This is a genomic window from Micromonospora chalcea, from assembly GCF_002926165.1.
Classification (GTDB): Bacteria; Actinomycetota; Actinomycetes; order Mycobacteriales; family Micromonosporaceae; genus Micromonospora; species Micromonospora chalcea.
This window is the reverse complement of the sequence record NZ_MAGP01000144.1, coordinates 1-13,829: the sequence shown is the minus strand read 5'-3', so window position 1 is coordinate 13,829 and position 13,829 is coordinate 1. Positions and strand designations below refer to the sequence as shown.

At 71.6% G+C, this 13,829-nt stretch carries 14 protein-coding genes and 1 pseudogene; 10 read left to right on the top strand and 5 right to left on the bottom strand.

Annotated features, from left to right (window positions below):
* Positions 1–18: 18 nt before the first annotated feature.
* Together holA and BAW75_RS24750 are read left to right on the top strand one after the other, a co-directional pair.
* Positions 19–999: a DNA polymerase III subunit delta gene (gene holA / locus BAW75_RS24755; RefSeq protein ID WP_104115057.1), complete on the top strand. Its 981-nt coding sequence runs from the start codon at positions 19–21 to the stop codon at positions 997–999.
* Entirely contained in the window at positions 996–1,460 is a 465-nt protein-coding gene (locus BAW75_RS24750) for a hypothetical protein (protein WP_104115056.1), read from the top strand. The genes holA and BAW75_RS24750 overlap by 4 nt, the downstream gene beginning before the upstream one ends.
* 172 nt (positions 1,461–1,632) lie before the next feature.
* Here the strand turns inward: BAW75_RS24750 and rpsT are convergent, their stop codons facing one another.
* Positions 1,633–1,899, bottom strand: a complete 267-nt coding sequence (rpsT, locus tag BAW75_RS24745) for a 30S ribosomal protein S20 (protein WP_030503107.1) — start codon at positions 1,897–1,899, stop codon at positions 1,633–1,635.
* Positions 1,900–2,344: 445 nt separating this feature from the next.
* Positions 2,345–3,421 carry a phosphotransferase family protein gene (locus BAW75_RS24740; RefSeq protein WP_244206254.1) on the bottom strand — a complete coding sequence of 359 codons (1,077 nt, stop codon included), beginning with the start codon at positions 3,419–3,421 and terminating at the stop codon, positions 2,345–2,347.
* Here BAW75_RS24740 and BAW75_RS24735 point away from each other — a divergent pair.
* The 7 genes from BAW75_RS24735 (at position 3,420) to BAW75_RS24705 (ending at position 10,314) form a co-directional block, all read left to right on the top strand.
* Positions 3,420–3,956 (top strand): DUF4240 domain-containing protein, encoded by a 537-nt coding sequence (locus tag BAW75_RS24735; RefSeq protein WP_043328995.1) that lies wholly within the window; start codon positions 3,420–3,422, stop codon positions 3,954–3,956. The genes BAW75_RS24740 and BAW75_RS24735 overlap by 2 nt on opposite strands.
* A 106-nt stretch (positions 3,957–4,062) precedes the next feature.
* A complete protein-coding gene (gene lepA, locus BAW75_RS24730) occupies positions 4,063–5,940 on the top strand; it encodes a translation elongation factor 4 (RefSeq protein WP_104115055.1) in 1,878 nt (625 codons plus the stop codon).
* Positions 5,941–6,160: 220 nt separating this feature from the next.
* Positions 6,161–6,448, top strand: coding sequence for a GlsB/YeaQ/YmgE family stress response membrane protein (locus BAW75_RS24725; protein WP_043328996.1), 288 nt, complete (start codon positions 6,161–6,163; stop codon positions 6,446–6,448).
* Between the two features lie 253 nt (positions 6,449–6,701).
* On the top strand, positions 6,702–6,986 hold the full coding sequence (locus BAW75_RS24720) for a GlsB/YeaQ/YmgE family stress response membrane protein (RefSeq protein WP_043328998.1): 285 nt from the start codon (positions 6,702–6,704) through the stop codon (positions 6,984–6,986).
* A gap of 222 nt (positions 6,987–7,208) precedes the next feature.
* Positions 7,209–8,501, top strand: a complete 1,293-nt coding sequence (locus tag BAW75_RS24715; protein WP_104115054.1) for a sugar ABC transporter substrate-binding protein — start codon at positions 7,209–7,211, stop codon at positions 8,499–8,501.
* Entirely contained in the window at positions 8,498–9,484 is a 987-nt protein-coding gene (locus tag BAW75_RS24710; RefSeq protein WP_064448693.1) for a carbohydrate ABC transporter permease, read from the top strand. Before BAW75_RS24715 ends, BAW75_RS24710 begins: the two co-directional genes overlap by 4 nt.
* Entirely contained in the window at positions 9,481–10,314 is an 834-nt protein-coding gene (locus BAW75_RS24705) for a carbohydrate ABC transporter permease (protein WP_064448692.1), read from the top strand. Before BAW75_RS24710 ends, BAW75_RS24705 begins: the two co-directional genes overlap by 4 nt.
* Before the next feature lie 13 nt (positions 10,315–10,327).
* Here BAW75_RS24705 and BAW75_RS24700 read toward each other — a convergent pair whose 3' ends face one another.
* Positions 10,328–11,188 carry a hypothetical protein gene (locus BAW75_RS24700; protein ID WP_208635301.1) on the bottom strand — a complete coding sequence of 287 codons (861 nt, stop codon included), beginning with the start codon at positions 11,186–11,188 and terminating at the stop codon, positions 10,328–10,330.
* A 149-nt stretch (positions 11,189–11,337) separates the two neighbouring features.
* The gene (locus BAW75_RS24695) at positions 11,338–12,123 is read right to left on the bottom strand and encodes an enoyl-CoA hydratase-related protein (protein ID WP_104115073.1); all 786 of its coding nucleotides are present in this window, start codon (positions 12,121–12,123) and stop codon (positions 11,338–11,340) included.
* A gap of 19 nt (positions 12,124–12,142) precedes the next feature.
* Between BAW75_RS24695 and hemW the strand changes: the two genes are divergently transcribed.
* Positions 12,143–13,366: a radical SAM family heme chaperone HemW gene (gene hemW / locus BAW75_RS24690; RefSeq protein ID WP_208635302.1), complete on the top strand. Its 1,224-nt coding sequence runs from the start codon at positions 12,143–12,145 to the stop codon at positions 13,364–13,366.
* A gap of 39 nt (positions 13,367–13,405) precedes the next feature.
* On the opposite strand, the pseudogene BAW75_RS24685 reads toward hemW, so the two are convergent.
* A pseudogene (locus BAW75_RS24685) lies at positions 13,406–13,735 on the bottom strand (DUF4870 domain-containing protein); the annotation flags it as partial.
* Positions 13,736–13,829: the final 94 nt, after the last annotated feature.

The window sequence follows — 13,829 nt, the reverse complement described above, 5'->3', positions numbered from 1 at the left end:
GTCGGAGGGCGTGCGAGTATGGGCGACGTGACCCCCGCCGACCTGCCTCCTATTGTGCTCGTCCTCGGCGACGAGGAGCTGCTCGCCACGCGAGCGGTGACCGAAGCCGTCGCCCGGGCCCGCGAGGTGGACCCCGACGTGGACGTGCGGGAATACCAGGCCGGCACGCTCACCGTCGGCGAGATCGCCGAGATGCTCAGCCCGTCGCTGTTCGGCGGCCGCCGGGTGCTGGTGCTCCGCTCCGGTCAGGACGCCCGCAAGGACCTGTCCACCGCGCTACTGGCGTACGCGAAGAACCCCGACCCGGACGTGCAGCTCGTCGTGCTGCACCTGGGCGGGGCCAAGGGCAAGGCGTTCGCCGACGGGCTTCGGGCGGCCGGCGCCACGGTGGTGCCGGCGATGAAGCTCAAGGGCGACCGGGAACGGGCCGCCTTCGTGCGGGACGAGATCCGCCGTAACGGGGGCAAGTGCACGCCGGACGCGGCCGACGCCCTGGTCGCGGCAGTCGGCAACGACATGCGTGAGCTGGCCGCCGCCTGCTCGCAGCTGCTCGCCGACACGGACGGGCGGATCGGCGCGGACACGGTGGCCCGCTACTACCGGGGGCGGGCCGAGGTGACCGGCTTCACGGTGGCCGACGCGACGATGGTCGGCGACGTGCCCGGCGCGCTGGAGGCGCTGCGCTGGGCGCTGCACGTCGGCGTCGATCCGGTGCCGATCGCCGACGCGCTGGCCGACGGCGTACGAACCGTGGCCCGGGTCGCCGCCGCCGGGCGGGGAAGCCCGTTCCAGCTGGCCAAGACGCTGGGCATGCCGGCCTGGAAGATCGAGAAGGCTCAGGTGCGGGCCCGGGGCTGGACGCCGGAGGGCCTGGTCGAGGCGATGCGGGTGGCCGCCGAGTGCAACGCGGCGGTCAAGGGCGGCGCCGACGACCGTGCGTACGCGCTGGAGCGAGCCGTGTTCTCGGTGGCCGCGGCCCGGCAGGGCGGCGCCCGGTGACCCGATCGTGGTCGACTGTGGCCACGGACGAGGAACGGTACCGCCCGCTCTACGCCCGGGTGCTGGGCCTGCGCTTCGTCAACCCGGGCGGGGTGCTCTGCTTCCTGTTCTTCGAGGGCGCGATGGCGCTCGCCGTGCTCCTAGCGCTCGCCGAACTGGTGAGCTGGTGGGCGGTGCTGGTGCTGCCGATCGCGGTGGCCGCGATGGTCAAGCTCAACGACGTGGTCGCCGAGATGGTCGTCCGCACCGCGGCGCTGGTGCCCGAGCAGGAGCGGGACCGCTTCCGGCGACAGATGGAGCCGGTGGTCGGCCGGGCCCGGGTGCCCGCGAGCGCCCGCGCGCTGCCGAGCGGCGCGGTCCGGAGCGTCCGGTCGTTGCCGGGCGGCACGCCAGCCGACTCCCGGGGCGTCCGCTACCACCACCCGCAACGCGCGACGTTCGACCGCCCGACCGAGCGCTAGCAGCGCCTCTTCCCCGCGCCGCGCCCCGCGCCTTCGCGCGGAGATCTTGGTACGGAACCGCCCCTCAGGGGGCCGTTTCGTACCAAGATCTGCGGCGTGATCGGAGTGGGACAGCCGGAAGCCCCGTGGGCTCGATGGCCCCGGGGCTTCCGGTCGGGATCTGCGGTGCCGGTCAGGCAGAGAACGAGGCGACGCGCTTGGCGATCGCCGACTTCCGGTTGGCCGCCTGGTTGGCGTGGATGACACCCTTGCTGGCAGCCTTGTCCAGCTTCCGGGTGGCCTCACGCATCAGCACGGTGGCCTTCTCGGCGTCGCCCGCCTCGGCAGCCTCGTGGAACTTCCGGATGGCGGTCTTCAGCGACGACTTGACCGACTTGTTACGCAGCCGGCGCTTCTCGTTCTGCCGGTTGCGCTTGATCTGGGACTTGATGTTCGCCACGCGACAGCCTCGTCTTGATAGCTCGGGTTGGTCTGCTTTCGCGCACGACGAGCATGCGTCATCGCCGCGCGAAAAGCCAGGCTACCAGGTCGGTCCCCGACGAGCCAAAACGCCTCCGGCCGGGGCCCACCCGCCACCGTCACCAGCATGCCGTCACACCCAGGGATCACACCAGTCCGACCGCCGTTCCCAGGCTGGTCGGGCGGCGCGCCAGTTCGGGGAGGTGGCGGGGTCAGCGCCGGTGTGATGTGGCCATTTCCCCGTGCTGGTGTGGATCAAGAACGAGGGTCGATGGACGGGCGCGCCAGATCGGGGAGGTGGTGGGGTCAGGGGCGGTGTGATGCAGCCACCTCGCCGTACTGGTGTGGATCAAGGGGGGCGGTTCGGTGGGATGCGCGCCACCTTGTTGAGCTGGGGTGGGTCATGGGGAACCGGCGGGGTGGGGTCAGGACCAGCCTCGCCGCTCGGCCAGCCAGCTGAGCGCCTGCTCGCCGCTCCAGCGCTGGTGGGCGCGCAGGTGCGGGGACGCCGTCGACGGTTCGGCGGCGGCTCCGGTCAGGTAGTAGCCGGCCAGCGCGGCCAGCGTCACGTCCAGCGCATCAGCGGGCGCCCCTGCCACCGCCGGGTGACCGGCGAACGCGGCGTCCGCGTCCAGGCCACTGGCGTACGCGGTGAGCATCAGCCCGGCCAGGTCGAACCAGGCCGGCCCGTGACAGAGCCACGGCCAGTCGCACAGCCAGGCGCGCCCGCCGGAGTCGATCAGGAGGTTGTCCACCCGCAGGTCGCCGTGGGCCAGCCCGGGGGCCGCGTCGGTGTACCCGGGCAGGCGCGACTCCAGCGCCACCAGCTCGGCCAGCGGGGCGCCGGCGGCCTGCTCGGGCAGCGGCTCGCGCCCGGCGGCCACCTCGCCCCACCAGAGGATGTCGTCGCGGGCCAGGTCCGCGAGCCGGGGGAGCGGGAGCGCGGCCAGCTGCGCAGGCGGGTCGGCGAGGGCGGCGGCCACCTCGGCGTACGTGGCGAGGGCGGCGTCCAGCTCGGCCGGCGCCCAGGGCAGCGCGGGGGTGTGCCCGTCGATCGCGTCGAGCGCCAGCGCGTACCAGCCGGACTCGGTGAGCGCCCAGCGCGGCCGGGGCACCGGCAGGCCGGCCGGGAGCCGGGCCAGGATCGCCGCCTCGTGGGCGTACCAGTCGACCAGGTGCCGTTGCCCGTGCAGCGCCGCCGCCTTGACGAACACACGCTCACCGTCGGGGCCGGTCAGCACGGCGGCGAATCCGCTGGTGAACCCGCCGGCGGCCACCCGTACCGCCGCCGGTGGGCCGCCGAGCCGGGCGGCCAGCGCGTTCCGCAGCCCGGCCGGCAGGTCGGTCCAGCCCGGCCGCACGGCCGTCGACCCGTACGCGACGGGCGGGAGTGAGATCGCACGCACCGCACCATGCTGCCGCACGCGGGCCGCGCCGCCCCGCCGCACCGGCGGCGCGCGGCGAACCGGCGCGTCGGAGGGCTCTGCCAGACTGCCTGCCATGAGGACCGACGAGTTCTGGCAGCTGATCGACGACGCCCGCGCCGGGGCCGGGGGAGAGCCCGACGCGGTCGCCGCCCGGGCGGTCGCGCTGCTGGCCGAGCGCGACCCGGAGGAGATCGTCGGGTACGCCCACCACCAGCGGCGGGTGCTCGCCGCCTCCTACCGGGTGGATCTCTGGGGCGCGGCGTACCTGATCAACGGCGGCGCCTCGGACGACGGCTTCGAGTATTTCCGGGGCTGGCTGATGACCCAGGGCCGGGCGGTGTTCGCCAAGGCGGTCGGCGACCCGGACTCGCTCGCCGAGTTGCCGCAGGTGCGGGCGGCGGCGCTCAGCGGCGAGGAGTTCGAGTGCGAGGACATGCTGGCGGTGCCGTGGGACGCGTACCGGAAGGCCACCGCGACCGACCTGCCGGCCGAGCGCGACCCGGTGCCGGTGCCCGACCTGAACGACTTCTGGGACTTCGACGACGAGGAGGAGGCCCGGCGTCGGCTGCCGAGGCTGGCCACCCTCTTCGTGGAGCCACCCGTGGAATAGCAGTGGAGTAAAGGGGGAGTCCGGGCGCTCCCGGGGCGACGTGGGACCATGGAGGGGGCCGGCGGCGCGCCGGCCCGCTCACGTCAGCCGACCAGAACGGACCGCTGTGCCACCGACGCTCGATCCCGGCGCGAACGCTCCTGGTGCCACCGACCCGGCGCGCATCCGGAACTTCTGCATCATCGCCCACATCGACCACGGGAAGTCGACCCTGGCCGACCGGATGTTGCAGCTCACCGGTGTGGTCGACCCACGGCAGATGCGCGCGCAGTACCTGGACCGGATGGACATCGAGCGCGAGCGCGGCATCACCATCAAGAGCCAGGCCGTGCGGATGCCGTGGACGATCCGCGAGGGCGACCGGGCCGGTGAGACAGCCGTGCTCAACATGATCGACACTCCGGGCCACGTGGACTTCACCTACGAGGTGTCCCGTTCGCTGGCCGCCTGCGAGGGCGCGATCCTGCTCGTCGACGCCGCGCAGGGCATCGAGGCGCAGACGCTCGCCAACCTCTACCTGGCGCTCGAGAACGACCTGCACATCATCCCGGTGCTCAACAAGATCGACCTGCCGGCCGCCCAGCCGGAGAAGTACGCCGAGGAGCTGGCGCACCTGATCGGCGGCGACCCGGCGGACTGCATCAAGGTCTCCGGCAAGACCGGCGAGGGCGTGCCGTACCTGCTGGACGAGATCGTCCGGCAGTTCGTGCCGCCGGTGGGCGAGGCCGAGGCCCCGGCCCGCGCGATGATCTTCGACTCGGTGTACGACGTCTACCGGGGCGTGGTCACGTACGTCCGGGTGATCGACGGCCGGATCTCGGCCCGGGACCGGATCAAGATGATGTCCACCGGCGCGGTCCACGAGCTGCTGGAGATCGGTGTCATCTCGCCGGAGATGGTCAAGGCCGACGCGCTCGGCGTCGGCGAGGTGGGCTACCTGATCACCGGCGTGAAGGACGTGCGCCAGTCCCGGGTCGGTGACACGGTCACCATCAACAACAACCCGGCCAAGGAGGCGCTCGGCGGTTACAAGGACCCGAAGCCGATGGTCTACTCGGGGCTCTACCCGATCGACGGCTCGGACTACCCGAACCTGCGCGAGGCGCTGGACAAGCTCAAGCTCAACGACGCCGCGCTGGTCTACGAGCCGGAGACCTCCGGCGCGCTGGGCTTCGGCTTCCGCTGCGGCTTCCTCGGCCTGCTGCACCTGGAGATCATCCGGGAGCGGCTGGAGCGGGAGTTCAACCTCGACCTGATCTCCACCGCCCCGAACGTGGTCTACCGGGCCATCCAGGAGGACGGCGAGGAGATCGTGGTCACCAACCCGAGCGAGTACCCGACCGGCAAGATCGCCGAGGTGTACGAGCCGACGGTGCGGGCGACGGTGCTGACCCCGAACGACTACGTCGGCGCGGTGATGGAGCTGTGCCAGGGCCGCCGGGGCAGCCTGCTCGGCATGGACTACCTCTCCGCCGACCGGGTGGAGCTGCGCTACACGCTGCCGCTGGCCGAGATCATCTTCGACTTCTTCGACCAGCTCAAGAGCCGTACCAAGGGTTACGCCTCACTGGACTACGAGCCCTCCGGCGAGCAGGCGTCGGACCTGGTGAAGGTGGACATCCTGCTGCACGGCGAGCCGGTCGACGCGTTCAGCGCGATCGTGCACAAGGACAAGGCGTACACGTACGGCACGACGATCGCGGCGAAGCTGCGTTCGCTGATCCCGCGCCAGCAGTTCGAGGTGCCGATCCAGGCGGCGATCGGCAGCCGGGTGATCGCCCGGGAGACCATCCGCGCGATCCGCAAGGACGTGCTCGCCAAGTGCTACGGCGGTGACATCAGCCGCAAGCGCAAGCTGCTGGAGAAGCAGAAGGAGGGCAAGAAGCGGATGAAGATGGTGGGCCGGGTGGAGGTCCCCCAGGAGGCGTTCATCGCGGCGCTCTCGTCCGACTCCGGCGACGGCAAGCCCGCCGGCAAGAAGTAGCGGTCCGGCTCCGCGCAGCGGCCGGCGTCCCCTCGCAGGGGCGCCGGCCGTTCGCGTACCCAGGAGATTTTCAGCCTCTGGCAGCGCTCCCACCTGCGGGTTCGCGTCGGCCGGGAGGGTGGCGGTCGATGCGGCCGGTTTCGGTTTTCGATGCGTCGGGCACTTAGCGGTCACGACAGCAACCGCACAGAACGTGCGAAATCGCTTTAGGAGGACGACCGTGGAGTTCACCGTCTGGGGCATCATCACCGCGCTGGTCGTGGGTCTGATCGTCGGCGCGCTGGGCCGGCTGGTCGTGCCGGGCCGGCAGAACATGCCGATCTGGCTGCACATGGTGATCGGCGTCGGCGCGGCGCTGCTGGGCACCGTCCTGGCCCGCGCGCTCGGCATCGCCACGCAGACCGCCGGCATCGACTGGGCCGAGCTGGCCGTGCAGGTCGTGCTCGCCGCCATCGGTGTGGCCCTGGTGGCCGGCGTCGGCCGCCGCAGCAGCGTCTCGCGTTACTGATCGACGCATCACGCGCCTCGACGGGTGCCCGGCCGCATCGGCCGGGCACCCGTCGGCGTATTCGGCGCATTGAACCCCGTCGGTGTGCCGGGCCCGCCCGCCGCGCCCGGTTTCGGGGAGAAGTAGCAGGTCAGGGTACGTCTGAACAATTCGTCATCGGAGTCGGTTTGGATTTCCGGGCGGTCGGGAACTTAGCGATCACGACAGTAACCACACAAAAACGTGTGACCGGATCTTAAGGAGGAGGGCGACCATGGAGCTCACCGTTTGGGGCATCATCACGGCGCTGGTCGTTGGTCTGATCGTCGGCGCGCTGGGCCGGCTGGTCGTGCCGGGCCGGCAGAACATGCCCATGTGGCTGCACATGCTGATCGGCGTCGGCGCCGCGCTTCTGGGCACGCTCGTCGCCCGGGCCTCCGGCTTCGCCGAGACCGCCGGCATCGACTGGCGCGAGCTGATGCTGCAGGTGCTGTTCGCCGCGATCGGCGTGGCCCTGGTGGCCGGTGTCGGCCGTCGCCGCGGCGTCTCGCGCTACTGACCCCGCACCACGCGCCTCGACGGGCGCCCGGCCTCACCGGCCGGGCGCCCGTCGGCGTTCGTGGGCTCTGAACTGCCCGGACGGCATCGATGTCGGCCGGGCCCCGGCTGCGATACGGTCGCCTGTGCCCTCCGTCACGAACACCCCCTGTTGTAAAGGAAATTTTCCTACTAAGGTGCGGCGGAGAAGGTTAGTGCCAAACGGCCCTGAGGGAGATATGGCGTGAACAGGTGGAAGCGGCTGGCTCCGGTCACCGCCATCGTGGCGTCGGCCGCGTTGGTGCTGACCGCGTGCGGTGGCTCCGGCGACGACGACAAGGCCGCCGACAACAGCAAGCTCACTGTGTGGATGATGGGTGAGGGCGGCGACGCCCAGACCGCGTTCCTCGACAGCGTCGAGGCGGAGTTCAAGAAGAAGCACCCCGAGACCGACGTGGTGGTGCAGTACATCCCCTGGCTCGAGGCGCCGAAGAAGTTCCAGGCCGCGCTCGCCGGTGGCGAGGGCCCGGACGTCACCGAGCTGGGCAACACCGAGACCCAGGGCTGGGCCGCGCAGGAGGCTCTGGCCGACGTGTCGGACAAGTTCAACGGCTGGTCCGAGGGCAAGGACATCCTGCCCGACCTGGTCAAGAACGCCCAGCTCGACGGCAAGCAGTACGGCGTGCCGTGGTACGCCGGCGTGCGCGCCGTCTACTACCGCACCGACTGGTTCGCCGAGGCCGGCGTGAAGCCGCCGACGACCTGGGACGAGATGGTCGCCGCCGCGAAGGCGGTGCAGGCCAAGAAGCCCGGCACCTACGGCATCGCCCTGCCCGGCAACTCCGAGCTGCCGTTCTACTCCTTCCTCTGGAGTGCCGGCGCGGAGATCGCCACCAAGGAGGGGGACAGCTGGAAGTCCGGCTATAACACCCCCGAGGCGCAGAAGGCGGTCAAGTTCTGGACCGACCTGGTGACAGTGCACAAGGTCGCCCCGCCGGCCGCCGCCGGGTGGAACGAGGTCGACGCCCGTACCCAGTTCGCCACCGGCAAGGCCGCCATGGCGTTCGCCGGAAGCTGGCAGGGCGGCGCGATGAAGAAGGACAACCCGGACATCGAGAAGGTGTGGGGCACGTTCCCGATCCCCGGCCCGGACGGCAAGGCCGCCCCGGCGTTCGCCGGTGGCTCCGACATCGCCATCTGGAAGGACAGCGAGCGGCAGTCGCTGGCCTGGGACTACATGACTGTGCTGCTGAGCAAGCAGAAGGACAAGGAGTTCGCGAGCAGCCTCGGCTTCTTCCCGGTCTACCAGGACCTGGTCAGCAGCGGCGACTACGCCAACGACAAGGTGATGGCCGCGTTCGCCACGGCCATCCAGAACACCAAGCTGACCCCGCTCACCCCGAAGTGGGTCGAGGTCAGCCGGACCAAGACGGTGACCCAGGCGATGAACAGCTCGGTCATCAAGGGCCAGAAGACGGTCGAGAAGGCCACCGCCGACGCGGCCACCGAGATGGAAAGCATTCTCAACGCCAAGTGACCACGCTGACCGAGGCCACCGGCGAGGCCGCCGCGCGGGAGACCCCCGCGCGGCGGCGCCGTCGCCGGGTGGACCACCTTCCGTACCTGCTGCTCCTGCCCTGCCTGGCGATCATCGCCGTGCTGCTGCTCTGGCCGCTCGGCCAGGTCGTGTGGATGTCCTTCCACAAGCTGGACAGCGTCCGGCAGCTGCGCGGCGACCGCGAGTGGCCGTGGATCGGCCTGGCCAACTACGCGCAGATCCTCGGCGACCCGTTCTTCCGTACGGTGCTGCGCAACACGGTGCTGTTCGCGGTCGCCAACGTGGCGCTCACGATGGTCCTCGGCACGCTGGTCGGGCTGCTGCTCAACCGCCTGGGCAAGAAGATGGCCACGTTCGTGGCGAGCTGCGTGATGCTCGCCTGGGCCACCCCGGCGCTGACCGGCACGATCGTCTGGAAGTGGATCTTCGACGACACGAGCGGCCTGGTCACGTGGCTGTTCAACAAGCTTCCCGACGGGCTGTCCACGGCGCTGTTCGGGCGCAGCGACTGGACCGGGTACGGCTGGTTCAACGACCCGCTGCTGTTCTTCGCCATCCTGACGCTCGTGGTGGTCTGGCACTCGTTCCCGTTCATCGCGGTGAGCGTGCTGGCCGGGCTCAAGAGCGTGCCGACGGAGTTGCAGGAGGCGGCCCGGGTCGACGGCGCCGGCCCGTGGAAGGTGTTCTGGAAGGTGACGTTCCCGATCCTGCGGCCGGTCTTCGGCATCCTCGTGGTGCTCTCCACGATCTGGGACTTCAAGGTCTTCACCCAGCAGTTCGTGCTGGCCGGCGGCACCCAGGACCGGTCGACGTTCATGCTGTCGATCTACTCGTACGCGGAGGCGTTCTCACCGCCGCCGAAGTACGGCCTCGGCTCCGCCATCGCCGTGATCCTCACCGTGATCCTGCTCGTGGTGACCGCCCTGTACGTCCGCATGGTGCTGCGGCAGGAGGACGAATGATGAAGAAGATCGCCCTCAACGGCGCGGGCCTGCTGGTCGCGCTCTTCGCCGCGTTCCCGGTCTACTGGATGGTGGCGACGTCGCTGAAGCCCAACCGGGAGATCTTCTCGTCCACGCCCCGGCCGGTGCCGGCCGAGCCGACGCTGGAGCACTACCGGGAGATCCTCACCGGCAACCTGATCCCGGGCGTGACGTTCACCGACTTCTTCCTCAACAGCGTGCTCGTCGCGGGGGCCACGGTGCTGCTGAGCGGGCTGGTCGCGCTGCTCGCCGCGACAGCCGTGGCCCGGTTCCGGTTCAAGCTGCGCACCACGTTCCTGATCATGCTGCTGGTGGTGCAGATGATCCCGCTGGAGGCGCTGGTCATCCCGCTGTTCCTGATGATCCAGCGGCTCGGTCTCTACAACACGCTGCCCAGCCTGATCCTCACGTACCTCGGCTTCTCGCTGCCGTTCGCGGTCTGGATGCTGCGCGGCTTCGTCGCCGCGGTGCCGAAGGAACTGGAGGAGGCCGCCGCCATCGACGGCGCCAGCCGGGCCCAGACGTTCCGCAAGGTGCTGTTCCCGCTGGTCGCGCCCGGCCTGGTCGCCACCAGCATCTTCTCGTTCATCACCGCCTGGAACGAGCTGATCTTCGCGCTGACCTTCATCAACGACCAGCAGAAGTACACGCTGCCGGTGGCGATGACGTTCTTCTTCGGCCGCGACGACACCGCCTGGGGCTCGGTGATGGCCGCGTCCACGCTGTTCACCCTGCCGGTGATCGTCTTCTTCCTGCTGGTGCAGCGCCGGATGGTCTCCGGCCTGGTCGCGGGAGCTGTGAAGGGCTGAGGGCGGCGGCCGGTCAGGCCGCGGCGAACACCTCCCCGACTACCTCGGTGGCCGGGTCGCCCTTCACCCGGGCCCAGGAGCCCTGCTCGGCGGTCCACTCCAGGTTGCCGAAGCGGACCTTCTTCACGCCGTGGTCGTCGGCGTGCGAGACCAGCCAGTGCGCGTACCGCCAGCCGTTGCGGTCGTCGCCCGCCGGCACGGTGAGCGCGGTCAGGTCCGTCGCCGTGGCCAGCCGGGGCAGCCCCCAGTCCAGCGACAGGCTCTCCAGCACGGCGCTGGCGGCGGCCGGCCCGCGCATCGTCGGCGGCGAACTCACCGTGCAGGCCACCGCGCCGGTCGCGTGGCCGAGCAACGCGCGGGTCAGGACCTCCGACTCGTCGGCCCACTTCTCGTACGCCTCGGGGAAGGCCGAGCGCTGCACCCGCTGGGCGGCGTCGGTGACCCGCATCCGCTCCCAGCCCTTGACCTTCTTCAGCGCGGCGTAGAACTTGTTCGCCGCGTACCGCGGGTCCTGGACCTGCTCCGGGGTGCCCCAGCCCTGGCTCGGGCGCTGCTGGAACAGGCCGAGCGAGTCGCGGTCGCCGTGCGCGATGTTGCGCAGGTGCGACTCCTGGTACGCGGTCGCCAGCGCCACCACCACCGCCCGCTCGGGCATCCGGCGCTGCATGCCGATGGCCGCGATGGTCGCCGCGTTCGCCATCTGGTCGGCGCCGAGCACCACCTCGCCGTCGGCCTGCACCGTGCAGGTCCGGCTGGCCAGGGGGAGCCGCAGGTGCTCGCCGAACTGCTTGGTCACGACATAGACCGCGAGCAGCGCCAGTACGCACACCGCAACACCAGATGCCACGATCGCCGCTCGCGTCCGCACCCGCACCCCCTGTCCCGACAGTCCGACAAGCGTACGTCGGCCCCGCGCCGCCGCGTCTCGGCCGAGTGGCCGTCCCGCCACCACGTGACCGGCGCCGTGCCGCCGGGCGGGGCCCGCCACCACCGAAGGTGACCAGCCGGGCCCCGCCGTGCACCTCAGTCTCCGGCGGGCACCCAGGCGGCGGGCCGCTTCTCCCGGAACGCCATGACGCCCTCACGTCCTTCGTCCGAGAGGAAGTACCCGGTGGACAGCGCCGCCAACTCGGCGATCTCGGCCCGCAGCTCCGTCGCGGCGGGCCGGCGCAGCAGCTCCTTCGCCCCGGCCAGCGCCCCCGGCGCGCCCCTGACGAGCGAGGCGCAGTAGCGCTCGACGGCGGCGTCCAGCTCGCCGGCCGGCACCGCGGCGGTGACCAGGCCGACCTCGGCGGCGCGGCGGCCGTCGAACGTGTCGCCGGTCAGGTACAGCTCGGCGGCGGCCCGCTGGTCCAGCCGGGGCAGCACGGTCGCCGAGATCACCGCCGGGATCACCCCGATCCGCACCTCGGTGAACGCGAACGTCGCCTCCTGCGCGCAGACCGCCAGGTCGGCGGCGGCGATCAGGCCCAGCCCACCGGCCCGGGCCGGCCCGGCGACCTTCGCGACCACCGGCTTCGGGCACTCCCGCACCGCCACCAGCACGTCGCCGAGCATCCCGGCGGGCACCGTGCCACTGGCGTACGCGGCGGCGGTCTCCTTCAGGTCGGCGCCGGAGCAGAAGACCGGGCCGGTGTGGTCGAGCACGATCGCGCGTACCGCGTCGTCGGCGACCGCGTCGGCGAGCCCGGCCAGCAGCTGGGTCATCAGGGGCGTGGAGAGCGCGTTGCGGTTGTGCGGGCTGTCCAGGGTGAGGGTGGTCACCCCACGGGCCGTGGCGACTCGCACGAGAGCGTCCGGAGAGGTCATGCCGGGCACACTAGTGGCCATGCCCGGCGTCCTTCCAGAAGGCGAACCCGTCCCGCGCGACGGATCGCTGCCCGCCACCGCCCGTCGCGCCGTCGGCGCGCGCGGCTTCGGCGTGTACGTCCACGTGCCGTTCTGCGCCAGCCGGTGCGGTTACTGCGACTTCAACACGTACACCGCCTCCGAGCTGGGCGGCGGGGCGAGCCGGGAGACGTACGCCGACTCGGTGCTGGCCGAGCTGGCGCTGGCCGCCCGGGTGCTGGGCGACTCGCCGCCGCAGCGGGTCGACACCGTCTTCGTCGGCGGCGGCACGCCGACCCTGCTGCCCGCCGACGACCTGGCCCGGATCCTCGACGGCATCGACCGCGTCTGGGGGCTGGCCGCCGACGCGGAGGTGACCACCGAGGCCAACCCGGAGTCGGTGACCCCGGAGTCGCTCAAGACGCTGCGGGCGGCCGGCTACACCCGGATCTCGCTGGGCATGCAGTCCGCCGCGCCCGGGGTGCTCGCGGTGCTGGACCGGCGGCACAGCGCGGGCCGGGCCACCGCCGCCGCGCTGGAGGCGCGCGACGCCGGGTTCGAGCACGTGAACCTGGACCTGATCTACGGCACGCCGGGCGAGACGGCAGACGACTTCGCCGCCTCGCTGGCCCAGGTGGTCGACGCCGGGGTGGACCACGTCAGCGCGTACGCCCTGATCGTGGAGGACGGCACCCGGCTGGCCGCGCGGATGCGCCGGGGCGAGCTGCCGTACCCCTCCGACGACGTGGCGGCGGACCGCTACCTGGCCGCGGAGGCGGCGCTCGGCGCGGCAGGCTTCTCCTGGTACGAGGTGTCGAACTGGGCCCGCTCGGCGGCGGCGGCGTGCCGGCACAACCTGCTCTACTGGACCGGCGCCGACTGGTGGGGCCTGGGCCCGGGGGCGCACAGCCACGTCGGCGGCGTGCGCTGGTGGAACGTCAAGCACCCGAGCGCGTACGCGGCGCGGCTGGCCGAGGGCGCCTCGCCGGCACTGGCCCGGGAGGTGCTCAGCGCGGAAGAGCAGCACATGGAGGACGTGATGCTGCGGGTGCGGCTCGCCTCCGGGCTGCCGCTGGACGTGCTGGACGAGCCCGGCCGGGCGGGCGCCGAGCGGGCCCGGGACGCCGGGCTGCTCGACGCCGGGGCGTACGCGCGGGGGCTTGTGGTGCTGACGCTGCGCGGACGGCTGCTGGCCGACGCGGTGGTACGCGACCTGCCGCCGTGACCGGCGCCGGCCGGCCGCCCCCTCGGCCGGCCGGCGGTGTCACTTCACGAAGTTGTAGGTCATCGGGTAGCGGTAGAGCACACCCTCGTTGGCCTTGACCCCGCCGATGATCCCGAAGATCAGCGGCACCAGCCAGACCAGCATCGGGACGAAGAACAGGATCCCGCAGGTGATGACCGTGATCACCCAGGCGAGGACGCTGGCGATGGTCCAGGTGATCTGGAAGTTCAGCGCCGCGACCGCGTGGGCGCGTACGGTCGGCGACTGCTGGCCGCGGGTCATCATCGCGATCAGCGGGGCGACCCAGCCGAGCAGACCGCCACCGATGATGACGCCCGCGGCGCCACCGAAGTGCGCCACCAGGGCCCAGGTCTTCTCGTCGTTGTTGGCGTACCCGGCCGGGCCGTAGCCGCCACCGCCGGGATAGCCGCCACCGGCGCCGTATCCCGGCGGTGGCGGCTAC

What these genes read in the sequence shown, in the direction of transcription:
- BAW75_RS24720 (WP_043328998.1), top strand. Translation starts at nt 6,702, where the DNA reads ATGGAGCTCACCGTTTGGGGCATCATCACGGCGCTGGTCGTTGGTCTG.
- BAW75_RS24740 (WP_244206254.1), bottom strand. Translation starts at nt 3,421, where the DNA reads ATGGCAGGCAGTCTGGCAGAGCCCTCCGACGCGCCGGTTCGCCGCGCG.
- hemW (WP_208635302.1), top strand. Translation starts at nt 12,143, where the DNA reads ATGCCCGGCGTCCTTCCAGAAGGCGAACCCGTCCCGCGCGACGGATCG.
- BAW75_RS24695 (WP_104115073.1), bottom strand. Translation starts at nt 12,123, where the DNA reads ATGACCTCTCCGGACGCTCTCGTGCGAGTCGCCACGGCCCGTGGGGTG.
- BAW75_RS24735 (WP_043328995.1), top strand. Translation starts at nt 3,420, where the DNA reads ATGAGGACCGACGAGTTCTGGCAGCTGATCGACGACGCCCGCGCCGGG.
- BAW75_RS24705 (WP_064448692.1), top strand. Translation starts at nt 9,481, where the DNA reads ATGATGAAGAAGATCGCCCTCAACGGCGCGGGCCTGCTGGTCGCGCTC.
- holA (WP_104115057.1), top strand. Translation starts at nt 19, where the DNA reads ATGGGCGACGTGACCCCCGCCGACCTGCCTCCTATTGTGCTCGTCCTC.